The sequence below is a fragment of the Haloarcula mannanilytica genome (assembly GCF_005406125.1).
Classification (GTDB): Archaea; Halobacteriota; Halobacteria; order Halobacteriales; family Haloarculaceae; genus Haloarcula; species Haloarcula mannanilytica.
Map to the genome: position 1 here is coordinate 62,763 of NZ_BIXZ01000008.1, position 20,727 is coordinate 83,489.

General features: G+C 64.9%; 24 protein-coding genes. 12 read left to right on the forward strand and 12 right to left on the reverse strand.

What is annotated here, in order from left to right; genetic code table 11:
• The 4 genes from Harman_RS16960 (at position 1) to Harman_RS16970 (ending at position 2,380) form a co-directional block, all read left to right on the forward strand.
• Complete coding sequence (locus tag Harman_RS16960; RefSeq protein WP_137684967.1) at positions 1-660, forward strand: RAD55 family ATPase; 660 nt, start codon at positions 1-3, stop codon at positions 658-660.
• 75 nt (positions 661-735) lie between these two features.
• The gene (gene thyX / locus Harman_RS16965; RefSeq protein ID WP_137684968.1) at positions 736-1,479 is read left to right on the forward strand and encodes an FAD-dependent thymidylate synthase; all 744 of its coding nucleotides are present in this window, start codon (positions 736-738) and stop codon (positions 1,477-1,479) included.
• A gap of 188 nt (positions 1,480-1,667) precedes the next feature.
• Positions 1,668-1,841 (forward strand): DUF7556 family protein, encoded by a 174-nt coding sequence (locus Harman_RS21280; protein WP_160140708.1) that lies wholly within the window; start codon positions 1,668-1,670, stop codon positions 1,839-1,841.
• A 134-nt stretch (positions 1,842-1,975) separates the two neighbouring features.
• The gene (locus Harman_RS16970; protein WP_137684969.1) at positions 1,976-2,380 is read left to right on the forward strand and encodes a translation initiation factor IF-2 subunit beta; all 405 of its coding nucleotides are present in this window, start codon (positions 1,976-1,978) and stop codon (positions 2,378-2,380) included.
• Here the strand turns inward: Harman_RS16970 and Harman_RS16975 are convergent, their stop codons facing one another.
• The 6 genes from Harman_RS16975 to Harman_RS17000 form a co-directional block, all read right to left on the reverse strand.
• Positions 2,381-2,560, reverse strand: a complete 180-nt coding sequence (locus Harman_RS16975; RefSeq protein ID WP_137684970.1) for a DUF7836 family putative zinc-binding protein — start codon at positions 2,558-2,560, stop codon at positions 2,381-2,383. It abuts the gene before it with no gap.
• A 73-nt stretch (positions 2,561-2,633) separates the two neighbouring features.
• On the reverse strand, positions 2,634-3,605 hold the full coding sequence (locus tag Harman_RS16980) for a transcription initiation factor IIB (protein WP_137684971.1): 972 nt from the start codon (positions 3,603-3,605) through the stop codon (positions 2,634-2,636).
• 473 nt (positions 3,606-4,078) lie between these two features.
• On the reverse strand, positions 4,079-4,381 hold the full coding sequence (locus Harman_RS16985; protein WP_137684972.1) for a hypothetical protein: 303 nt from the start codon (positions 4,379-4,381) through the stop codon (positions 4,079-4,081).
• Between the two features lie 55 nt (positions 4,382-4,436).
• Positions 4,437-4,712, reverse strand: a complete 276-nt coding sequence (locus tag Harman_RS16990; RefSeq protein ID WP_137684973.1) for an ArsR/SmtB family transcription factor — start codon at positions 4,710-4,712, stop codon at positions 4,437-4,439.
• Positions 4,713-4,915: 203 nt separating this feature from the next.
• Positions 4,916-5,425 carry a fasciclin domain-containing protein gene (locus Harman_RS16995; RefSeq protein WP_200830961.1) on the reverse strand — a complete coding sequence of 170 codons (510 nt, stop codon included), beginning with the start codon at positions 5,423-5,425 and terminating at the stop codon, positions 4,916-4,918.
• Positions 5,426-5,499: 74 nt separating this feature from the next.
• Positions 5,500-5,784, reverse strand: coding sequence for a DUF357 domain-containing protein (locus Harman_RS17000; RefSeq protein WP_137684974.1), 285 nt, complete (start codon positions 5,782-5,784; stop codon positions 5,500-5,502).
• A 101-nt stretch (positions 5,785-5,885) separates the two neighbouring features.
• Between Harman_RS17000 and Harman_RS17005 the strand changes: the two genes are divergently transcribed.
• Complete coding sequence (locus Harman_RS17005) at positions 5,886-6,935, forward strand: NAD(P)/FAD-dependent oxidoreductase (protein ID WP_137684975.1); 1,050 nt, start codon at positions 5,886-5,888, stop codon at positions 6,933-6,935.
• A gap of 65 nt (positions 6,936-7,000) precedes the next feature.
• Positions 7,001-7,288 carry a DUF7545 family protein gene (locus Harman_RS17010; RefSeq protein WP_137684976.1) on the forward strand — a complete coding sequence of 96 codons (288 nt, stop codon included), beginning with the start codon at positions 7,001-7,003 and terminating at the stop codon, positions 7,286-7,288.
• Between the two features lie 15 nt (positions 7,289-7,303).
• On the opposite strand, the gene Harman_RS17015 is transcribed toward Harman_RS17010, so the two are convergent.
• Positions 7,304-7,963, reverse strand: a complete 660-nt coding sequence (locus Harman_RS17015; protein WP_137684977.1) for a 2,5-diamino-6-(ribosylamino)-4(3H)-pyrimidinone 5'-phosphate reductase — start codon at positions 7,961-7,963, stop codon at positions 7,304-7,306.
• Positions 7,964-8,007: 44 nt separating this feature from the next.
• Positions 8,008-8,466 carry a hypothetical protein gene (locus Harman_RS17020; protein ID WP_137684978.1) on the reverse strand — a complete coding sequence of 153 codons (459 nt, stop codon included), beginning with the start codon at positions 8,464-8,466 and terminating at the stop codon, positions 8,008-8,010.
• A gap of 243 nt (positions 8,467-8,709) precedes the next feature.
• On the opposite strand from Harman_RS17020, the gene Harman_RS17025 reads away from it, so the two are divergent.
• The 3 genes from Harman_RS17025 (at position 8,710) to Harman_RS17035 (ending at position 12,593) form a co-directional block, all read left to right on the forward strand.
• Positions 8,710-9,990, forward strand: coding sequence for a Single-stranded DNA binding protein (locus Harman_RS17025; RefSeq protein ID WP_137684979.1), 1,281 nt, complete (start codon positions 8,710-8,712; stop codon positions 9,988-9,990).
• Positions 9,987-11,771 carry an RPA family protein gene (locus Harman_RS17030; RefSeq protein WP_137684980.1) on the forward strand — a complete coding sequence of 595 codons (1,785 nt, stop codon included), beginning with the start codon at positions 9,987-9,989 and terminating at the stop codon, positions 11,769-11,771. The genes Harman_RS17025 and Harman_RS17030 overlap by 4 nt, the downstream gene beginning before the upstream one ends.
• A 72-nt stretch (positions 11,772-11,843) precedes the next feature.
• Complete coding sequence (locus tag Harman_RS17035; RefSeq protein WP_137684981.1) at positions 11,844-12,593, forward strand: metallophosphoesterase; 750 nt, start codon at positions 11,844-11,846, stop codon at positions 12,591-12,593.
• A 19-nt stretch (positions 12,594-12,612) separates the two neighbouring features.
• Here Harman_RS17035 and Harman_RS17040 read toward each other — a convergent pair whose 3' ends face one another.
• Entirely contained in the window at positions 12,613-13,461 is an 849-nt protein-coding gene (locus Harman_RS17040) for a class 1 fructose-bisphosphatase (RefSeq protein ID WP_137684982.1), read from the reverse strand.
• Between the two features lie 175 nt (positions 13,462-13,636).
• On the opposite strand from Harman_RS17040, the gene Harman_RS17045 reads away from it, so the two are divergent.
• On the forward strand, positions 13,637-16,471 hold the full coding sequence (locus tag Harman_RS17045; RefSeq protein WP_137684983.1) for a DEAD/DEAH box helicase: 2,835 nt from the start codon (positions 13,637-13,639) through the stop codon (positions 16,469-16,471).
• A 19-nt stretch (positions 16,472-16,490) separates the two neighbouring features.
• Here the strand turns inward: Harman_RS17045 and Harman_RS17050 are convergent, their stop codons facing one another.
• The gene (locus Harman_RS17050; protein WP_137684984.1) at positions 16,491-17,237 is read right to left on the reverse strand and encodes a sporulation protein; all 747 of its coding nucleotides are present in this window, start codon (positions 17,235-17,237) and stop codon (positions 16,491-16,493) included.
• 106 nt (positions 17,238-17,343) lie between these two features.
• On the opposite strand from Harman_RS17050, the gene Harman_RS17055 reads away from it, so the two are divergent.
• Positions 17,344-17,952 (forward strand): zinc ribbon domain-containing protein, encoded by a 609-nt coding sequence (locus Harman_RS17055; protein WP_137684985.1) that lies wholly within the window; start codon positions 17,344-17,346, stop codon positions 17,950-17,952.
• A 35-nt stretch (positions 17,953-17,987) separates the two neighbouring features.
• The gene (locus Harman_RS17060) at positions 17,988-19,745 is read left to right on the forward strand and encodes a MutS-related protein (protein ID WP_137684986.1); all 1,758 of its coding nucleotides are present in this window, start codon (positions 17,988-17,990) and stop codon (positions 19,743-19,745) included.
• A gap of 138 nt (positions 19,746-19,883) precedes the next feature.
• Here Harman_RS17060 and Harman_RS17070 read toward each other — a convergent pair whose 3' ends face one another.
• Together Harman_RS17070 and Harman_RS21640 are read right to left on the reverse strand one after the other, a co-directional pair.
• Positions 19,884-20,195, reverse strand: a complete 312-nt coding sequence (locus tag Harman_RS17070) for a hypothetical protein (RefSeq protein WP_137684987.1) — start codon at positions 20,193-20,195, stop codon at positions 19,884-19,886.
• Between the two features lie 353 nt (positions 20,196-20,548).
• On the reverse strand, positions 20,549-20,719 hold the full coding sequence (locus Harman_RS21640) for a hypothetical protein (RefSeq protein WP_200830963.1): 171 nt from the start codon (positions 20,717-20,719) through the stop codon (positions 20,549-20,551).
• Positions 20,720-20,727 lie beyond the last annotated feature (8 nt).

Here is a 20,727-nt window from a genome sequence, read left to right on the forward strand (position 1 = left end):
ATGTATGATCTCACCTCAGTACTAGAGTTCGATGCGCTCAGTGAGGTCCGGCCAGGGTCCAGCATCCTGATCTCCGGGCCGGCAATGAGCGGGAAGGAACGACTCGCACACGACATACTTGCCGACGGGCTGCGCAAGGGGGACGGCGCAGTGGTCGTGACGACCGGTGACGGCGCGGGTAGCGTCGTCGAGGAGTTCCGATCCCTTGTTCCCGACCTCGATGACTCTCAACTCGGCGTCATCGACTGCCGAGGCGAGGGTGGCACGAACGAGGACGCAATCGGGAACGCCCACGTCCATCACGTCTCCTCGCCCGGCGACCTGACCGGGATCGGGATCGGCATCACGAAAGCGTTGGAGGGGCTGCACAACGCCGGCAACGAACAGGGCCGTCTGGCGCTCGTGTCGCTGTCGACGATGCTGACCTACACCGACAAGAAGACCGTCTTCAAGTTCTGTCACGTGCTGTCCTCGCGGCTGGACTCCGCGGGCTACATCGGCGTGTTCACTATCGATTCCGGCGCTCACGACGACCAGACGCTCCAGGTCATCAAGCAGGCCTTCGACGGGATGGTCGACGTACGTGACGCCGAAGGCGGTGGCCGCGAGGCCCGCGTCCTCGGCCTTGCCGGCGAGCCGACCGACTGGCAGCAAATCTGACACCACAGGGAGTTCGACCGCTGTCTCGCCGGTCCGGTGAGGAAGTATTTTGCCGCTCGGGGTCACCCACCCGATATGGACGTAACGCTGCTTGAAGCCACAGACGACCCCGAGGACCTCATCTGCAAAGCGGCCCGCAACGACTACAGTGACGAGTTCGTCGGCGGCCAATCGCTCGAAGAGACGATGGCCGACATCGAGGGCGACACCATCGACGAAAAGAAAGAGACGCTCATCGGCCATCTGCTCAGCCACGGCCACTTCGGCCCGTTCGAGCACGCACAGGCGACCTTCGCAGTCAAAGGTGTCTCCCGCTCCTGTATGGCACAGATCACCCGCCACCGACACGTCTCCTTCGACGTGCAGTCGATGCGGTACGTCTCCTTTGACGACGTTGACCCCGAGGCCGTCCGCGAGGGTGAACTGGTCGTGACGCCGCCGTCCGCGACGGACCCGGACTGGGTCGGCCGGAACCAGAAGAAATCAGACATCTCCGAGGCGGAGTTCGAGAAGCGCACGGAAATTTTCAAAGACACTATCGAGCAGGCCGTCGAGTCCTATCAGGAACTGCTTGAACTGGGAATGCCCCCCGAAGACGCCCGGTTCGTACTCCCCATCGGCACCAAGGTGAACATCGTGATGTCGATGAACGCCCGGATGCTGATGCACGTCGCGGACATGCGGGCCGCGGCGGACGCCCAGTGGGAGATACGGCAGATGACCGAGGAGATGCTCGACCTGGCCGCGGACTGGTGTCCCAAGACCTTCGAGTACTATGAGCGAGAGATGAAAGGGCGCAAGAACCGGCTCGCCCCCTGACCGGACCAGTCACTTCTGACGGCAGTGCAGAACAGCCGTTTCTACCCGTGGACTTCGAGAATCCTTGATACCCACAACGGAAATAGCCGGATGAGAGCTGTTCCATGTGGTGAGCACTCAGGTCTCAGAGTATCAAAAGACGAAACCAGTACGACACATTCATTACAGCACATCCTAGATAAACAATTGTGTCTTACGAGGTTGAACGTCCCACCCGTCGGTCGGGAACTGCGTCTGATGTGATGTGTGCTGTCGACGATGTCGACGGCCAACAGCGGTTCGTCATCGCCGATATTGCCCACGATGACAGCTGGATTTCGATGGTAGCGGACGAGACCTGTACACTTACCGCCTGGCGATAACGGACGGCCGCCGGCTGATACGGATTGTTGGAGCAATTTACCGTACGTGTCGACCCCAGAGTCGACACGTTCCGGGGATAATCTACAACAATCCGTATGAAAAGTTTTTGTCGACTGCTCCGTGACGTACGCGTATGGAATACGACGACATGCTTGACCGGGCGATGGAGGAAACACCCGAGATCGACGGCACGAGCGAACGCTTCGAGGTCCCCGATCCGGATGTGCGCCAGGAGGGCAACGCCACCGTCTACGAGAACTTCCAGTCGACGTGTTCCCGACTTGGGCGCGAGGACGACCACGTGATGAAGTTCCTCCAGAACGACCTGGGGACGAGCGGTCACATCGACGAGAGCGGCCGGGCGCGCCTGACCGGCGAGTTCGACGCCGACCGCATCGCGGCATCTATCGATGACTACGTCGATGAGTTCGTGCTCTGTTCTGAGTGTGGCCTACCGGACACCCAACTGGAACGAGAGCAGGGCGCGCTGTTGCTCCGCTGTGAGGCGTGTGGCGCACGCTCGGCGACGAGCGAGTAGCTACTGCAGGCCTTTCAGCGTCTGCAAGTCGTTTTCCGTGCGGGTGAAAACGGCGAGCCGATGGCTCGCGTGACAGTTCGGACAGTGATAGGTCGTGTCGTGTCGCGGGAGGTTCGTCGGCGTCGACTCCCAGTCTTTCTTGCACTCAGGACAGAGTAACCGCACATACGCTTCCTCCATGTATGTTACTGACACACACTATCAATGATAAAAAGCCTTGGCGTTTCCCCACCGGTCTGCCTTCACCCAGATGTTAGGCCGGAAGGTCCTCGGCTTCGAGGAGCTCCTTGTACCGGTTTCGGATGGTCACTTCGGAGATGTCGGCCACGTCGCTGACCTGGCTCTGTGTGACCTTCTCGTTCGTCAGCAGTGCGGCGGCGTAGACGGCCGCGGCGGCGATGCCGACCGGGGACTTGCCGGAGAGCATCCCCGACTGGCGAGCGCCCTCGACGAGGTCCCGGGCCTGTCGCTGGGTCTCCTCGCTGAGTCCGAGGTCGGAGATGAACCGCGGCAGGTAGTGTTCCGGGTCCGCCGGCTGGACTTCGAGGCTGAGTTCACGGACGATGTACCGGTAGGTCCGGGTGAGCTCCATCTTCTCGACGCGGGAGACGCGGGCCATCTCATCGAGCGACCGGGGGTTCCCAGCCATGCGGGCGGCCGCGTACAGCGCAGATGTCGCTACACCTTCGATGGACCGGCCCGGAAGCAGGTCGTCACCGAGCGCGCGGCGGTAGATGACGCTTGCCGTCTCGCGGACGTTCTGGGGGAGTCCCAGTGCGGAGGCCATCCGGTCGATCTCGCCCAGCGCCTGCTTGAGGTTGCGCTCCTTGGAGTCGCGGGTGCGGAACCGCTCGTTCCAGGTGCGGAGCCGCTGCATCTTCTGGCGCTGCTCGCTGGAGAGGGAGCGCCCGTAGGCGTCCTTGTTCTGCCAGCCGATGTTTGTCGAGAGGCCCTTGTCGTGCATCATGTTTGTCGTCGGCGCGCCGACGCGGGACTTGCGGTCCTTCTCGGCGGAATTAAAGGCGCGCCACTCCGGGCCGTGGTCGATCTCGTCCTCTTCGACGACCAGGCCACAGTCCTCACAGACTGTTTCGCCGTGTTCGGTGTCAGTCACGACGTTGCCGCTACATTCCGGACAGGCCTCTACGGCCTCTTGCTCGGTCGACTGTTCTGTTAGCTGCTCGTCTCGTTCTCGCGTACTGGTCCGCGTTGTTGATTCACTCATGATTTGAAGTCCTGTTCTGCCGGGTGCAGAAATCTTAAGACCGTTTGGGGAAACTGTCTTACCCTATAGTTAGTCCGTAAAGTATATAAACCTTTCGCCGATTTTTCGCAAGAATCGCCGGACGAAGCCGTGATAGGAGATAACACGGCCCTCGGCAGTAGTATATAATCTTGTTGGTAGTAACCGACTTCTCGTGCGCAACACGTATATGTGGGATTCCGGCGCTGGGTGGGCCAGCCAGCGGCCCTTCGGACGGCCGGCCCTCGCCGCGGTTTGCCACCGCCTGAACGCGACCGGGACCGTCCAATGAGTCCCGAATCAGGGGGAGTCAGCGTGTGGTTCCGCACACCGTTGGGGGATGATGTGTTATAAAAAGCGATGTTACCAGTCGGCACAGTTTGACTACAGTTACATTCCAGATACAAACGGCCCTGGGTAGATAGGCCCCATTCGTGGAGTGTCCCTTCGGCCGCTCAATCGAGGGCAATCCACGCCAGAAACACCAGACCACCGAGTTCGAGGACGGCAACGAGTGTCATCGCACGTCCGGCGACGGGGGCGGCGCTTCGCAACAGGACAGCGACCTGCGGGTCGAGTACGTAGTAGTAGACGGACAAGCAGTTCTCGGCGAGCAACAGGAGCCCGAAGACGGTCAGTCCAAGGGCGTGTTTCGAGCGCACCGCCAGGTAGTTCCGCGCCCAGACCGACAGCAACACGACCAGCACGACGACGTTGAGCGCGGACGCAACACTCGCCGCGGTCATCCAGACTGCCATCTGTGCCCCCCTATGCCGGCCCGTTGTAAGACTCCGTTGCCGTTTTCAGCCATTGTCACTCGATCTCCACGATGATTTCCTCGATGGTGTCCCAGTACTGTTCGGTCCTGTCCGTCAGCGTGTAGACGGACCCGTAGTCGCCGCCGGTGTTGTCGACGACGCCGTTGTCAAGCAGCACGTCGAGGTGATGGCGGACCGTCTTGTAGTCGAGGTCAAGATCCTCTGCCAGTTGGTTGGCGTTCCGGGGCCGTTGCTTTAGGGCCTTGAGGATACGGGCTCTGTTCGGCCCGCCGCGGGTCCCGGAGAGAACGTACCAGAGGACACCCTCCATCAATTCCCTACACTCTCCGGGCATAGGTATATCCACTGGCCGAATGCATGGTAGCTGCCTCCGAACGCAACTGCGATAGCTATCCGTCAGCGGAGAGCATCGGGGACCCGAGTCGACCTGGCCGCGGTCGGGCAAGGTAGTCGGTGGGAGCGGCAGTTCTGGCCGGCCGTCACGTCCGTACTCAGGATGTTGGGTAGGCCGGGTTACGGCAGCAACACGCCGTCGATGGCGTGGACGAAGCCGTTGGAGGCCTCATTGTTCGTGTCGACGATATCGGCTCGGTCATCAAGGCGTACGGCTCCATCCACGTTATCGACCTCAATGTTTTCGCCGTTGAGTGTCGGCAACCGGGAGACGTTGGCGATAGAGTTCGCTTTGCGGCGGCCCGGTATCACGTGGTACAAGAGGATATCCGCGAGGTTGTCTTTATGCAGGAGTTCCGTCTTGGAAACACCGAGTTCGTGCAGCAGGGCTCTGAACGCCTCGTTCGTCGGTGCGACCACTGTTAGCTGTCTGTTTCCGTCGAGTGCCCCGACAAGGCCTGCTTCCCCGAGCGCTTCAACGAGGATTGTAAACCGGCGGTCACTCGAAGCAATGTCGACAATCGTCTCGCCCTCACTCGGCGGTGCGGCGCTAACGGCACCGACGCCACCGACTGCGACTGCTGTTCCGGCACCGATACTCCGCAGGATACTGCGTCTGGTCGGTTTCATGGAAACCCAGGCGATTCGGAGGACTATTGACACTTAATCGGTTTCCGAACTGGGACCCAAATTCGACCATAGTTTCAGACCGTAAACAGGTGTCCCTCGGTCGGCACGTCGAACAGGCCGATACGAGCGCCCGCGTCCAGCCACGCGTGTCCGTACGAGAACGACGCCAGGGCGTTGACCAGATCGTCGTCGTCCCGGAAGTGGCGACCGTCCTCCAGATACGACGCCGCCATCTCCTCACACTCCAGGGCGGCGTCGTGCATCGGTGTCCCGTCCGGCGGTGCAACTGATGCCGCATCGAGTGCCTCCGCGAGCAGTCCCTCATAACGGTCGGTCTTCTCTTCGAGGTCGGCGGCCATATCCCCAGGGAGCGACGGCAAGGGCCTAAGCGTGTCGTCCCGTCTCGGGTTCGGCGCACGACAACACAAGCTAAATACGGCCAGATAGTCTAACTCAGTTAATGACAGAATCGGTCGAACACCGACGACTTATCGTCGCTGGCACCGGCGCAGCGGGACTGACAGCAGCTATCTATGCCGCCAGAAGCAACAACGACCCCCTCGTTCTGGAGGGGGACGAACCGGGCGGACAGCTCACGCTGACGAGCGAAGTCGAGAACTTCCCCGGCTTTCCCGAAGGCCTCTCCGGACCGGAACTTATCAATAATATGAAGGAGCAGGCCGAACGGTTCGGAGCCGAACTCGAACACGGGATCGTCGCCGACATCGACGACAGCGAGCGGCCGTTCCGCGTGGAACTGTCCAATGGTGACGTGTACACCTGCGACGCCTTCATCGCTGCCTCCGGGGCCAGCGCCCGGACACTTGGCGTCCCCGGCGAGGACGACCTGATGGGCTACGGCGTCTCGACGTGTGCGACTTGCGACGGCGCGTTCTTCCGCGGCGAAGACATGCTCGTCGTCGGCGGCGGCGACGCCGCCTTCGAGGAGGCCCACTTCCTCACGAAGTTCGCCGACACCGTTTATCTGGCCCACCGCCGCGAGGAGTTCCGCGCCGAGGACTACTGGATCGACCGCGTCCAGCAGAAGGTCGACGACGGCGAAATCGAAATCCTCCGTAACACCGAACTGCTTGAGATCCACGGCTCGGCCGAGGAGGGCGTCGATCACGTCACGCTGGCGGAAAACGACGAAGGGCATCCCTCGGAGAAACTCGACGACCCCGACACCGAGACCTACGACTTCGACGTGGGAGCCGTCTTCGTGGCCATCGGCCACACGCCGAACACCGACTACCTCGAAGACACCGGCGTCGAACTGGACGACACCGGCTACATCCAGACCCACGGCGGCACCGGCGGCGACCAGACCGCGACCGACGTGGATGGCATCTTCGGTGCCGGCGACGTGGTCGACTACCACTACCAGCAGGCCGTCACCGCCGCCGGGATGGGCTGTAAGGCCGCCATCGACGCCGACGAGTACCTCGAATCGCAGGCCGAAGCCGCCGCCCAGGCGGAGTCCGAAGCCGCCGCGGAAGCCGACGACTAGGCGTCTGTTTCTCTGTCCATCGCTACATCCACAGACCCTTTAGTGGGGACGACCGACTCTCCGGCATGGCAACCGACACTGTCACGCTGACTATCGACGACGGCGAGGAGAGCGACGAACTCACAGTCCCGAGCGAACTCGTAGATATTCTCCGGGAGTCACCCGAGGAGACGGACGCCCAGGTCGTCGGCGACATCGCGATGTTCGGCATGACCCAGCGGATTCACAGTGCCGTCCACCACGCCCAGGGCGAGCCCGACGAAGAGATCGTCGCACTCGAAGAAGAGACGAGCGAACTGTTCGAGGAACGATTCGGGCAGTCCTTCGCCGAACTGACCGGCCACGACCACTAATTCTGCCGGCCAGTTCTAGAGCTCCCAGTGAAGCAAGACGCCGTCGTCGAGCTGTTCGACGCCGGCCAGCTCCGGCTCCGGGAAGTCCTCGATGAAGCCGTCGCCGTCGGCCAGCGTCGGCGCGTCCCGACCGCCGATGACCTTCGGGCCGATGTAGACGAACAGTTCGTCGACCAGCGCCTCCGCTAGCAGGCCGAAGATGAGCTCGCCGCCGCCTTCGACCATGAGCTGGTCGATACCGTCGCCCTCCAGTTTTGCGAGTGTGGTCGTGAGGTCGACCCGGTCCTGTCCGGCGGCGATGACGTACGCGCCGGCGTCTTCCATCTCCTCGATGAAATCCGGCGGTGCGGCTTCGCTGACGAGGAGGTAGGTCTGGGCGCGGTCGTCCAGTACTGTGGCGTCCGGTGGTGTGCGGATGCGGGAGTCGGCCACGACGCGCGCTGGGTTTTCCGGGTCGCCGCGGTCCGTCCGGGCGGCGCGGCGGTCGGCGTCGTCGACGGTCAGCGAGGGGTCGTCGGCGAGAATCGTACCGACGCCGACCATCACGGCGTCGCTATCGGCGCGGAGCTGGTCGACGCGGTCGAAGTCGTCCGGGCCGGAGATAGCGATCTGTTCGCGGCGGCGCGAGGAGAGCTTCCCGTCGACACTCATGGCGGCGTTGACGACGACGTGCATACTCGTTCGTGCCACTGGCCGGCCAAACGGTTTGCGGGTTACGATCAGGAGGAGGTGGTCTCAGGCTGCTTCGAGAGCTTCCGAACGTCGAGTTTCTTGACGGTGCCGTCGGCAGTTTTCAGCTTCAGCACCGTCTTTTTCAGTACCAGCTCGTCCACGTCGAGCGTCGTCTCCGTGCTCCAGCCCCGGAGTCTGACCATCCCTTCCTCGTCGATTTCGAGGAACGTGCGGGGCTTGCGCTGAGAGCCCATCGTCCACTCCTCGTCGCCGACGGAGAGTTCCTGTCCGCCGGTTTTCGACCAGCGGAACACGCAGGCGAACTGCTCGCGGGGTTCGTCCCCGCGGTCGTGGTCGACGCGGGTCAACTGCTCGAAGTCGACGCCGAAATGAGCGGCCCACAGCTCCAGGTACTCGAAGTCGAACTTCTTCGTGCCGTCGTTGTTCCGGCCGCTCCGCCAGATGACGTGGGACTCCGATGGCTTCGACCCGAACATGCTACCCATGTTCAGACCTCCGGGGTATTGGTTGAATTATTTCTCTTGACATTCTCAATCCCGATCAGTCGAATAGCTCTAATACCAGTCGTAATAGCCGCTCGAAACAGTCCAACACAGTCAGCGCTCATATCCTGAGAGATTACAGTATCATAAATAAGAATTGTGGGCGATTTTACCCTGGTGTGAAGTACCGTGTCATGCGCGGCCGGCCGAAAACGCTTTTGAGTGCTCCCGCCGAACCGTCGGTCGATGTCTCTCGAAGACCATGCCGAGGAGCTCGCCTCCGACCTCGGTGTTGACAAAGAGGAGGTCACACGCGACCTGGAGAACCTCGTAAACTACTCCGTCCCGATGGACGAGGCAAAGCAGAGCCTCAGACGGAAGTACGGCGATGGCGGTTCCGGCGGCGATAGCACGCCGTCGAGCAAGGCCATCAGCGAGGTCTCGACCGACGACTCGAACGTGACGGTCACCGCCGTGGTACTCACGTCGGGCCGCCGGTCCATCCAGTACAACGGGGAACAACACGTCATCCGCGAGGGCGAACTCGCCGATGAGACGGGGAAGATATCCTACACCGCCTGGGACGGCTTCTCGGGCGATCTCCAGCCCGGCCAGACCGTCCAGCTGGGCAACGCCGGCGTCCGCGAGTGGGACGGCAAGCCGGAGCTCAATCTGGGCGACAGCACCGACCCCGAGGTGGTCGACGAGACCCTCGACATCGACTACGAGGTCGGCGGCCACGCCGCGCTGCAGGACCTCGCGCCGGGCGACCGCGGCATCACCGTCGAGGTGCAAGTGTTGGAGTGCGAGCAGAAGGTCATCGACGGCCGCGACGGCGAGACGACGATTCTCAGCGGTGTTCTCGGCGACGAGAGTGGGCGGCTCCCCTTCACTGACTGGGAACCCCACGAGGAAATCAAGGAAGGAGCGTCCGCTCGCCTCGAAGAGACGTTCGTCCGGGAGTTCCGCGGCGCGCCCTCGGTGAACGTCTCGGAGTTTTCGACGGTGACCGCGCTGGACCGCACGGTCGAAGTCGCCGAAGACGCCCCTCGGATGTCAATCCGCGAAGCCGTCGAGAGTGGCGGCCTGTTCGACGTGGAACTGGCCGGCAACGTCATCGAGGTCCGGGACGGCTCCGGCCTCATCGAGCGCTGTCCGGAGTGTGGCCGCGTCATCCAGAACGGCCAGTGTCGCTCCCACGGCGCCGTCGAGGGCGAGGACGACCTGCGGACGAAGGCCATTCTCGACGACGGTACGGACACCGTCACCGCGGTGCTCAACGACGAACTGACCGCCCGGGTGTACGGCGGTGACCTTGATGACGCCCGCGAGCACGCCCGCGACGCGATGGATAAAGAAGTGGTCGCCGAGCGCATCAGCGAGCGCATCGTCGGCCGCGAGTACGTCATCCGCGGGTCGCTGTCGGTCGACGAGTACGGTGCGAACCTCACCGCCTCGACATTTACCGAGGCAGACGACGACCCGGCGACGCGTGCCCGGACCCTGCTTCAGGAGGCGGACACATGAGCGAATCCGGAGACAGCGGCCCCGGCCGCCGGGAAGTTGCCCATCGTCTGTTCGCCGCGGAGTTCGACGACGCCGACTTCTCCTATTCCGAATCCGACGAGGAGCGCGCCCCGAACTACGTCGTCACGCCGACCGGCGCGCGGGTCAACCGCCTGTTCCTCGTCGGCGTCCTCACCGAACTCGAACAGGTCAACGACGACGTGTTGCGCGCCCGCGTCGTGGACCCGACCGGCCCGTTTGTAATCTATGCCGGCCAGTACCAGCCCGACGAACTGGCCTTCCTCGAAGCCGCCGACCCGCCGATGTTTGTCGCCGTCACGGGCAAGGCCCGCACCTTCCAGCCCGACGACAGCGACCGGGTGTTCACCTCGGTCCGGCCCGAGAGTATCAGCGAAGTCGACGCGGACACGCGGGACCGCTGGGTCGTCCAGGCGGCCGAACAGACCGTCTCGCGCATCGGCCGAATGGCAAGCGCGAAACAGGCCGGCCTGACGGGCGACGAGCTCAGACTGTCGCTGCTCGATCAGGGCATCGACGAGAGCGCAGCGGCCGGCATCACGCTCGCACTGGACCACTACGGCACGACCGGCGACTATCTCGACGCACTGCGCACGACGGCGCTCGACGCCGCTCGTGTCGTCGCCGGTGACACGGACGAAGCGACGGGGCTGTCGCTGTCACCGGACGACGGGTCCGACGACCCGATTCCGCTGCTTGCATCCCTCGACCTCGATACTGACGTTTCCACACCGGAGACAACCGGCGAAGACATCGACGCGGCGATAGATGACGAGTCCACGCCTGAAACGACAGCCGACGATGTGGAGATAGACGAGTCCAGCGGGATGGTCAGTAGCGAACCGGACGACAACGCAGCCGAAGCGGCGGACGCCGGTGCGCCCGCTGACGCCGCCGACGCCGAGCCGGCCCCTGGATCATCGGGCGCGCCGGCCGGCGACGAAGCGCTGGATCCCGACGCCGAGGCGGCCACGAGCGACGCCCCGGCAGAGACGCCGGAAACCGCGACCGACGCCGGAGCCGACGAGACGACCGCCGGCGAGTCCGCGGGCGAGGACGCCCCCTCGACGCCCGCTCCGGGCGAGTCCGTGGACGAATCTCCGGCAACGAGCGAGCCGGCGACCGCAGATGAGACGGTACCAGACGAGCCGGAATCGTCGTCAGAACCCGAATCGGACGACGACCTCGGCGAATTCGACCCCGAGTTCGAACTGGACGAGGACGAACGCGAGGAAATCGAGCAGGAGTACGGCACTGACTTCCAGACAGGGACGGAGGTCGAGGAACCGGGCGAAGCCGGCATCGAGACGCCGGACCCGGAGGAGGTGGCCGACGCGGCAGATGCAGGTGCGCCCGCTGACGCCGCCGACGCCGAGCCGGCCCAGGAGTCACCAGGGGCTCCGGCCGGCGACGAGTCACCGGAGCCGGACGCCGATGCGGCCACGAGCGACGCGCCGGCAGAGACGCCGGAGACGGCAACAGAGGTTGGAGCCGACGAAACCACGGCCGGTGAATCCGCGGGCAGTGCCGATGGGACGGCTGACGACGCTGCGGACTCGGCCGAGGACGTGGACCTCGAAGACGCCGTCATGGCGGTTATGGACGAACTCGACGACGGCAGCGGGGCCGACCGCGAGGAGCTCTTGGCCGCGGTCGTCGACCGCTACGGGGCCGATGCCGATGCGGTAGACGACGCCATTCAAGACGCCCTGATGGGCGGTCGGTGTTACGAACCCGACGACGGGAAGCTCACGCCGATATAGGACGGCGGGACCGGAGCGGAGCCGACGCCGTCACCGCGGTGCTTTTCTCGCCCCACAGCTAACGCAATAGCGATGCGTGTCGAACCGCTTCCCGGCGTTCCAGCGGCCACAGTTGATACTGACGGGGAGCGACTGCTGGCGGTGGCCGACTACCACGCCGGCATCGAGGCGGGGCTCAGATACGAGGGCGTCGAACTCCAGTCGGCCGCCGCGGACCGCCGGGAGCGATTGCTGGAGTGCCTAGAGCGCGCCCGTGCCGACCGGCTGGTGGTCATTGGTGACCTGGGTCACGCCATAGGCGACCCCTTCGAGGACGAGCGGGCGGAACTCGAAGCACTGTTCGACGCCCTCGACGTGCCCGTGACCCTGGTGAAGGGGAACCACGACAGCGACCTGGAGCCGGTCCTGGCCGACTTCGACGCCGATATCGAGGTGACGCCGGGACACGGGACCCGGATCGGCGCTGTCGGGTTCGCCCACGGCCACACCTGGCCCGCGCCGGACGTGCTCAACGCCGACGTTCTCTGTGTCGGCCACGAGCATCCGGTCGTCCGGCTGGAGGACAGCGTCGGCGGGACACAGAAGGAGCGGGCCTGGCTCCGCGGCGCGCTCGTGACCGACCCGTTCGTCGAACGGTTCGACCGGGCGGTCCAGGACTCGCCGGATATCGTCGTCTTCCCGGCCTTTAACGACCGCTCCGGGGGAACCTGGGTCAACGTCGATGGTCAGGCGTTCCTGGCCCCGTTCCTGCCCGAGGGGATGGTAGATGTTGAGGCGTTCCTGCTCGATGGCACGCGGTTGGGAGCCTACCAGCAGGTCTGATCCGGGCATCTATTCCCGCTTACGCTTCCGACAGCGCCGTTTCGAGTTTATCTATCAGTTCGCTGTTGCCGAGGAAGGTTGGCGTGCGGTCGTGGATGCCGTCGGGTTCGACATCGAGCAAGGACTGCGAGCCGTCGCTGGAGGCCCCGCCGGCCGCTTCCACGAGGTACGCGAGCGGCGCTGATTCGAAGTGAACCCGGAGTTTGCCGTCGGGATAGGCCGTCGTCGCTGGATAACCGAACAGCCCGCCGTATTCGAGTACCTGCGCCAGGTCGGCGACGGTCGCCCCGCCGTAGCGGAGCTTCAGGTCCTGCTCGAACGATTGCGCGATGTCGTTGAACGCGTCGCTGCGTTCGCCGGTCTTGCCCGCTAAGCCGACCACCGTCGCTTCGTCGGGCAGGACGAACTGGCCCCAGCGCTCGCTGTGGCCGTCACGGAGGAGGTACTCCTGGACGACATCGCGGTCGGCGCGGGCGATTGTCAGCGTCGTGTACGGCCCGTACAGGACCATCACCGACGCGACCATCTCGCGCCCCGGGGCCGGCAGTTCGGCGTCGTAGATGCCGATTATCGTCCCGACGGAGTTGTTCGAGGCGAGATTCGAAGACCCGTCGAGCGGGTCGATAGCGACGCTGTAGCCCTCGCCGCAGTCAACAATGTCAGTGCGTTCCTCGCTCGCGTACGCACCCACGCCGTCAATGTGGGCCAGCGCATCGAAAAACAGGTCATCCGCCCACACGTCCCCGCCGACCTGCTGCTCGCCGCTCGGGTTCTCACCGGCCGATCTGTTGGCGTAGTTCGCCAGGTTGCCGCTGACGTAATGGGCCGTATCCTTGACCGCCCGTTCGATTTCATCGAGCGTGTTCACAGGCCATCACCGGCCGAAGTGGCAGAGGCGTCCATCATGGTTCCGCATATCTCCGGGCAACGGTATAAGGCTGTACCCGCCGCTCTCCCACACCGCCCACAGTGTCGGTTACCGACGGTGTGCGAGAAGGGGTGACACAACGTGTTTAACCCGGTGTAGTCGCTAGAAAGGGGCGATGACTGACGGGGTCGCACGCGGCGACGACGCCTTTACTGCGCTCGGGCCAGCGGTGCGGAGCGCCCTCTCCGAGCGCGGCTTCACGACGCCGACCGACCCCCAGCGGAAGGCGATTCCGACCCTGGCCGCCGGGCGGGACGCGCTGGTGGTCGCGCCCACCGGAACCGGGAAAACCGAGACGGCGATGTTGCCGGTCTTCGACGCGCTGGCCGAGTCCGAGGATCGCTTTGGCATCGGCGCGCTGTACATCACGCCGCTGCGGGCGCTCAACCGCGATATGCGCCAGCGACTGGACTGGTGGGGCGAGACGCTGGGGCTGGAAGTGGACGTTCGCCACGGCGATACCACGGACTACCAGCGCCAGAAACAGGCCAACGACCCGCCGGACGTGCTCGTGACCACGCCCGAGACGCTGCAGGCGATGCTGACGGGGTCGAAGCTCCGGACCGCGCTGGAAGATGTCGAACATATCGTCATCGACGAGGTCCACGAACTCGCTGCATCCAAGCGGGGCGCACAGTTGACGGTCGGGCTCGAACGGCTCCGAGAACTGTCCGGGCAGTTCCAGCGCATCGGGCTCTCGGCGACTGTCGGCGACCCCAACGAGGTCGGCCGCTTTCTCACCGGCGGCCGGACGTGTGCCATCGTGGAGGTGGACATCGGCAGCCGGCTGGATATCGAAGTGGTTCGACCGCAGATTACCGACCGTGACGAGGAACTATCGAGCACGCTCGTCACCGACGCGGGAACGGCCAGCCACGTCCGCTACATCGCGGACCGCATCGACGACCACGAGTCGGTCCTACTGTTCGTCAACACCCGCCAGACCGCCGAAGCGCTTGGCTCGCGGTTCAAGGAACTCGGGACCGACTTGGGCGTCCACCACGGCTCGCTGTCGAAAGAAGCGCGAATCGACGTGGAGGACCGCTTCAAGGCCGGTGACCTCGACGCCCTGCTGTGTACCTCCTCGATGGAACTGGGCATCGACGTGGGTCACGTCGACCACGTCGTCCAGTACGGCAGCCCCCGGCAGGTGTCCCGCCTCGTCCAGCGGGTCGGCCGCGCCGGCCACCGTCGGGACCTCGTGTCCTCGGGCACAGTCGTCACGACGGACACCGACGACACGCTGGAGGCACTGGCGATAGCGCGGCAAGCCGAAGCCGGCGACGTCGAGCCGGCCGAAATCCACGACGGCAGCCTCGACACCGTTGCCAACCAGATCGCCGGACTGGTGATGGACACCGGCGAGATACGGGCGATGCGGGCCTTCGAAATACTGACCCGCGCGTACCCGTTCCGGGATCTCGATGAGGCCCAGTTCAAGCAAGTCATCGAGGAGCTGGCGGCGAACAACGTCATCTGGCTCGATGAGGACCGGGACACCCTGGAGAAGCGCCGCGGCACCTGGCAGTACTTCTATCAGAATCTCTCGATGATTCCCGACGAAGCCACCTATGACGTGGAGGACGTGGCCTCGGGCCAGCAGGTCGGAACGCTCGACGAGAAGTTCGTCGTCAACTTCGCCACGCCCGGCGAGGTGTTCGTCCAGCGCGGCGAGATGTGGCGCATCACGAATATCGACGAGGAGGAGGAAGTCGTGACCGTCTCGCCCATCGAGGACCCTGCCGGTGAGGTTCCCTCGTGGGTCGGCCAGGAGATACCCGTTCCAAGAGCTGTCGCCGCGGAGGTCGGTGAACTCCGCCGCGTGGCTGGTCGACAGCTACAGGACGGAGCCGAGACTGCTGCCGTCGCCAAGGACGTGGCGACTCGCTACGCCGCCGGGCCAGAGACCGTCGCTGACGGCCTCTCGCAGGTCGAAAAACACGAGGGGCCGATTCCCGACGACACGACCATCGTGGTGGAGTTCCACGGCCGGGAGGTCATCGTCAACGCCTGTTACGGCCACAAAATCAACGAAACGCTGGGTCGGGTGCTCTCAGCGTTGCTCGGCCAGCGTGCGGGGTCGTCCGTGGCGATGGATGTCGACCCCTACCGGATTACGCTTGAGGTCCCGCGGCGTATCACCGCCGGCGACGTTATCGAGGTCATCGAGGAGACCGACCCCGACCACCTCCCGGCGCTGATCGAACTGAGCCTCAAGAACGCCGACGCGCTGAAGTTCAAGCTCGCGCAGGTCGCGACGAAGTTCGGCTCGCTCAAGCGCTGGCGCGGCCGCGGGTCGACGGACTTCGGCCGCGACCGCCTGCTGGCGGCCCTGGAGGACACGCCGATGTACGACGAAGCCCTGCGAGAGGTGCGCCACGAGGACCTGGCTATCGAAGCGACGGCCGACCTCCTCCGAGACATCCAGCGCGGCGACGTGGCGCTTGAAACGGTGGGCGAGCACACGCCGATTGGAACCGGCGGAAACTCCTCCGGGCGGGAACTCCTCTCGCCGGAGAACGCCGACGCCAGCGTCATCAAGACCGTCAAGGAGCGCATCCAGAGCGACCGCGTTATCCTCATGTGCCTGCACTGCAAGGACTGGGACCGGAAACAGCAGGTCAAGCGGGTGCGCGACCAGCCGTCCTGTCCACAATGTGGTTCCACCCGCATCGCCGCGCTGAACCCCTGGGCCGAGGAAGTCGTCTCGGCGGTCCGGACCGACGACAAGGACGAGGAACAGGAGAAAATGACCGAACGGGCCTATCGCTCGGGCTCGCTGGTCCAGAGCCACGGGAAGCGGGCAGTGGTCGCGCTGGCCGCCCGCGGCGTCGGCCCGCACAACGCCGCCCGCATCATCAACCGCCTGCGAGAGGACGAAGACGAGTTCTACCGGGACATCCTCCGGCAGGAGCGGGAGTACGCACGCACGCACTCGTTCTGGGGTTGACGGCAGCCGCGACGCCAACTTAGCTCAGTTCTCGAATCCGGTCTTCCAGCTGTGGCTCGACCGCGTCGGCGTCGGGCTTTGGTGCTTCGATGGTCAGTTTCGTGTGGCGCTCGTCGGTGTCGGTCATCTCCGAGAGCAGCCCGCCGCTGCGGTCGACCTCGACGTACACCGTGAGCCGGTCATCGTCGTCGAACACCGGGACAATTTCGACCTCATCGACTTCCCCGGCGAACTCGCCGTGTTGTGGCCGGAACTCGAACTCCTGAACAAAGCTCGCCGAAGAAGTAAACAGGCTCCCGGCCGTCGCCTCACAGGACGAGGAGTGAAGCGTGAAGCCGAGCGAATCCAGCGCGTCGAACACCGCCTGCGTGCGGTGGGTCGGTTCGACCTCGATGTAATCCTCGTCGCCGGGGTCGACGGCCATCGAGATGTCGAGGCCGGTCTCGATTTCGACGGCCGTCGAGCGCGTGGTTACCGGGGTCTCGCGCGGGATGTCGATGGTGGTCTCGAAGCGGCGTTCCTCGTCGGCCGCGATGGTGAACGGCTCGGTGAGTTGCCACTGGTCGATGATAGCGTCCTTGTACCCCTCGTCGGACTTGTACTCTGTTTCCAAGGCGAAGTAGACCGCGTCGATGTCCTGCGCCGTCGACCCGCCCTCGACGTGGATATCAGCCTGTACCGATTCGCCGGCCCTGACAGTATCCGTCGGCAGTATCGTCTCGACTGTCGCTGACCCGATACCGATTCTGGAGAGCACGTCTTTCATTATTGTGTAATTCGCCCATCCTGTGGTATAAAGTTCAGGGCGGGATAGTACCGAAAGAATCGACGACTGCCGAGAGACTCAAGCCCCTTCACACGCAACGGGAGATATGGCCGACTGGCGCAAGGCGTCCGAGCCCGCCTGCCCGGAGTGTGGCGAGTCGCTGGAGCCGACAGCGATGGCCTGCCCACATTGTGAGGCGTCACTACTCACAGATGAGCAGGCCGAGATGCTGGACGAACAACTGACTGAGACGCTTGAATCGATGGACTCCGGCACGCCGACGTGGGCCGTCGCGCTTACCGGCCTCTCGCTCGGCGTCGCTATCGCGCCCCTCGTGCTGTACGCCGTCGTCATCGTCGTGGGGGACCTTTCACTCGGCGTGGCCGTCGGCGTCCTTTTAACCGGCTGGCTCGGTCCGGCGGCGTATCTCTCGCGGCTGCGCAACCCCAGTGAAGTGCTGGCCCGCGGGCTGTATCTCGTCGTGGCCGGCGTTGCTGTCGTCGTTCTCGCCGTTGGATACGAGGTGCTCCTGTCGGACGGGCCGTCGGTCGTCTCCGAACAGACGGCACTCGTGTCGCTCGTCCTCGCAATTCCGGCTGTACTCGGGGTGCTTATAGCACGCCGTGCGGCCCGCCGGGCTGACCGACAGGCCCGGGGCGAGCCGGGGCCGCTGCACGAGCGGTTCAGTATCGACGACGACGAGCCCGGTAACTGAAAACGCCTAAGCGGGCCGCCGTTCTCCACCCGCCCATGCGACTGGAGGAGTACTGGGGCATCGGCCCGAAAACGTCCGAGCTGCTCTCCGAGGAGCTGGGCGTCGAGCGGGCCATCGAAGCCATCGAGTCGGCGGATACACGCGCGCTAACCACGGCCGGCCTCTCCCGGGGGCGAGCGACGCGCATCCTCCGGCGGGCGACCGGGGCCGAGTCGATGGACCTGCTCGCCACCAGAGACACCCGCGACGTGTACAAGGAACTGCTCGACCTCGCCGAGGAGTACGCGGTCACCGAGGGCGCGGCTGACAGCATCCGGGTGCTGACGCCGCTGCCGACCCGCGAGGCGATGGACGAGCGGCTCGACGACGTACTCGAAGCGCGGGACACGTGGGCCGACCTCTCCGAGGACGACCAGCGGGCCGTTCTCGACGCGTTCGACGCCTACGACGCCGCCGGGGGCGAACTGGCCGCGGTCGACGTGGCGCTCGCGCTCCGGGACACCGGCATCGAACGCGGCGTATTCGAACCGCTGGCGACAATCGACCGCGAGTCACTGTCGGCTGGCCGAGCGGCGCTTGCCGGCCTCGCTGGCGACGGGGAATCGGTCGGTGAGGGAGCCGACGAGGAACTCGACCGTCTGCGCGACCAACTGGGACAGATCGAGGACCTCGCGGCCGCCTCGATGGAGGTCGTCGAGGCCGTCCAGGACGGCGCACGTCGGCCCGACGAGTTCCAAGACGCGCTGTTCCGGCACGTCACGGGCGAGACGGGCATTGACGCCGCAAGGGTCCGGGACGCGATGCCCCGCGAGGCGACCGACGCCCGCGATTTCGTTGACGTGGCGCTCCGAGAACTCCGGAGTGGCCTCCGAAGCGACGTACAGGAGCGCGAACAGGCCGTCGCCGACCGGCTGGAAGACGACCTCGCGGACGCCCGCGAGGACATCGACGCCGCCGTCGAGGCGGTGGACGACATCGCCTTTTCAGTGTCGCTGGCGCGCTTTGCCATCGCCTTCGACCTGACGCGGCCCACCTTTGTCGAGGACCGCAAGACCATCGCGGTGAAGCGGGCCCGGAATCTGACTATCGCCGACATGGAGAGCGTCCAGCCGATTACGTACGCCATCGGCGACCACACGCTGGAGTTAGACCGGGCGAACCAGCCGCCAAGCGGCGACCGCGTAGCCGTCCTGACCGGCGCGAACTCCGGCGGGAAGACGACCCTGCTGGAGACGCTGTGTCAGGTGCAATTACTCGCACAGATGGGGCTGCCGGTCCCCGCCGAGGCCGCCGAGGTGGGCGTCGTCGACACCGTCGTGTTCCACCGCCGGCACGCATCGTTCAACGCCGGCGTGCTCGAATCTACGCTGCGGTCGGTCGTGCCGCCCCTGACCGAGAGCGACCGGACGCTGATGCTCGTCGACGAGTTCGAGGCTATCACCGAACCCGGCTCCGCTGCTGACCTGCTGCATGGGCTGGTGACGCTAACCGTCGACCGCGACGCGCTGGGCGTGTTCGTCACCCACCTCGCCGACGACCTCGAACCCCTCCCGACTGAAGCCCGCGTCGACGGCATCTTCGCCGAAGGACTGAATCAGGACCTCGATCTGCAGGTCGACTACCAGCCACGCTTTGGCACCGTCGGGAAGTCCACCCCGGAGTTCATCGTCTCCCGCCTCGTCGCCAACGCGAACGACCCCGTCGAGCGCAACGGGTTCGAAACGCTCGCCACGGCCGTCGGCGAGGAAGCGGTCCAGCGAACCCTTTCTGACGCGCTCTGGACCGACGAGTAGCGTTACGCCGTACCGGCGGTTGGCTGTGCTTTCCCTTCGACTGCCTCGGCGACGTTGTCCAGAAGCTGTCGAACCTGCGCCGACCGGGGACCCGGCTTCTGTTGCTGGTTTCGGGAAGGAATGGGGTGGAGGCCGTGCTTACGCGTCACCGGTCACGTCGACGCGATTGACCGCCATCACGCCGAACCCCGCCTGGAGGAGTTCGGTGCGGGCGTCGGCGGTGTTCCGGTCGTCGTCGACCCGCAGCGTCAGCGACACGTCGGCGTCGACCCGGATGTCGGTCCAGGTCGGCCGCACGCTCGTCACCCGGTCGACGGTCACGTCTTCGACGCCGTCGACGGCCGCGAGGACGCCAGCGACACCGGCTTCGAGGGTCTCGGACCCGCCACGCGGGACGCGCAGTGATACGTCGGCCGATACCTCGGTCGGGGAAGTCGCTTGCAGCGACATAACGCCGACGGCCGGAGTCGAACCGGACCCGGAGGGCACTCGCCGGTCGAGTCGCGTCGGTCGGGGACTGCGCGGGTGGCGGGCGCGTGCGTCCGGCCTGCGAGGCCGGTCGAGGATTCCCGCATCGGGACGATGGGGAACCCGACGGCTGGACAGCGAGATGGCTAAACGGGACAGTACAGGCTCCGGGACGAGTGGCGAAACGCCGCCAGACCACACTGGACGGTGTGGGCCTCTCAGGTGGAGCGGCCGAGCGGGAAGCAGAGGCTCACCGCTCGACGGTGATCAGGTCGAATCGCTGCCGCAGTGCGGCGTCCGTGAGTGGGACGCCGGTCCCACGGCGGCGAACTGGGCTATGATGCCACGAACGGGATCTTCACCGAGCGGGTGTCCGCGGCGGCCCGTCCCCCAATAAGGGGTGCATAGTCGACCGTAGCGGCGAGGCTACGTTCGATAGCCGACCGCCCGCTGTAGAGCCAGCGAGCGAACGACGTTGGCGCGGGAACGGGAATTGCGTAGGTCATGGGTCACC

Coding starts and splice junctions, on each gene's coding strand:
- Harman_RS16975 (WP_137684970.1), bottom strand. CDS start 2,560: ATGGAGGAAGCGTATGTGCGGTTACTCTGTCCTGAGTGCAAGAAAGAC.
- Harman_RS16985 (WP_137684972.1), bottom strand. CDS start 4,381: ATGGCAGTCTGGATGACCGCGGCGAGTGTTGCGTCCGCGCTCAACGTC.
- Harman_RS17045 (WP_137684983.1), top strand. CDS start 13,637: ATGACTGACGGGGTCGCACGCGGCGACGACGCCTTTACTGCGCTCGGG.
- Harman_RS17030 (WP_137684980.1), top strand. CDS start 9,987: ATGAGCGAATCCGGAGACAGCGGCCCCGGCCGCCGGGAAGTTGCCCAT.
- Harman_RS16980 (WP_137684971.1), bottom strand. CDS start 3,605: ATGAGTGAATCAACAACGCGGACCAGTACGCGAGAACGAGACGAGCAG.
- Harman_RS17055 (WP_137684985.1), top strand. CDS start 17,344: ATGGCCGACTGGCGCAAGGCGTCCGAGCCCGCCTGCCCGGAGTGTGGC.
- Harman_RS16960 (WP_137684967.1), top strand. CDS start 1: ATGTATGATCTCACCTCAGTACTAGAGTTCGATGCGCTCAGTGAGGTC.
- Harman_RS17015 (WP_137684977.1), bottom strand. CDS start 7,963: ATGCACGTCGTCGTCAACGCCGCCATGAGTGTCGACGGGAAGCTCTCC.
- Harman_RS16995 (WP_200830961.1), bottom strand. CDS start 5,425: ATGAAACCGACCAGACGCAGTATCCTGCGGAGTATCGGTGCCGGAACA.
- Harman_RS17035 (WP_137684981.1), top strand. CDS start 11,844: ATGCGTGTCGAACCGCTTCCCGGCGTTCCAGCGGCCACAGTTGATACT.
- Harman_RS16990 (WP_137684973.1), bottom strand. CDS start 4,712: ATGGAGGGTGTCCTCTGGTACGTTCTCTCCGGGACCCGCGGCGGGCCG.
- thyX (WP_137684968.1), top strand. CDS start 736: ATGGACGTAACGCTGCTTGAAGCCACAGACGACCCCGAGGACCTCATC.
- Harman_RS17025 (WP_137684979.1), top strand. CDS start 8,710: ATGTCTCTCGAAGACCATGCCGAGGAGCTCGCCTCCGACCTCGGTGTT.
- Harman_RS17050 (WP_137684984.1), bottom strand. CDS start 17,237: ATGAAAGACGTGCTCTCCAGAATCGGTATCGGGTCAGCGACAGTCGAG.
- Harman_RS17000 (WP_137684974.1), bottom strand. CDS start 5,784: ATGGCCGCCGACCTCGAAGAGAAGACCGACCGTTATGAGGGACTGCTC.
- Harman_RS17060 (WP_137684986.1), top strand. CDS start 17,988: ATGCGACTGGAGGAGTACTGGGGCATCGGCCCGAAAACGTCCGAGCTG.
- Harman_RS16970 (WP_137684969.1), top strand. CDS start 1,976: ATGGAATACGACGACATGCTTGACCGGGCGATGGAGGAAACACCCGAG.
- Harman_RS17020 (WP_137684978.1), bottom strand. CDS start 8,466: ATGGGTAGCATGTTCGGGTCGAAGCCATCGGAGTCCCACGTCATCTGG.
- Harman_RS17070 (WP_137684987.1), bottom strand. CDS start 20,195: ATGTCGCTGCAAGCGACTTCCCCGACCGAGGTATCGGCCGACGTATCA.
- Harman_RS17005 (WP_137684975.1), top strand. CDS start 5,886: ATGACAGAATCGGTCGAACACCGACGACTTATCGTCGCTGGCACCGGC.
- Harman_RS21640 (WP_200830963.1), bottom strand. CDS start 20,719: ATGACCTACGCAATTCCCGTTCCCGCGCCAACGTCGTTCGCTCGCTGG.
- Harman_RS17010 (WP_137684976.1), top strand. CDS start 7,001: ATGGCAACCGACACTGTCACGCTGACTATCGACGACGGCGAGGAGAGC.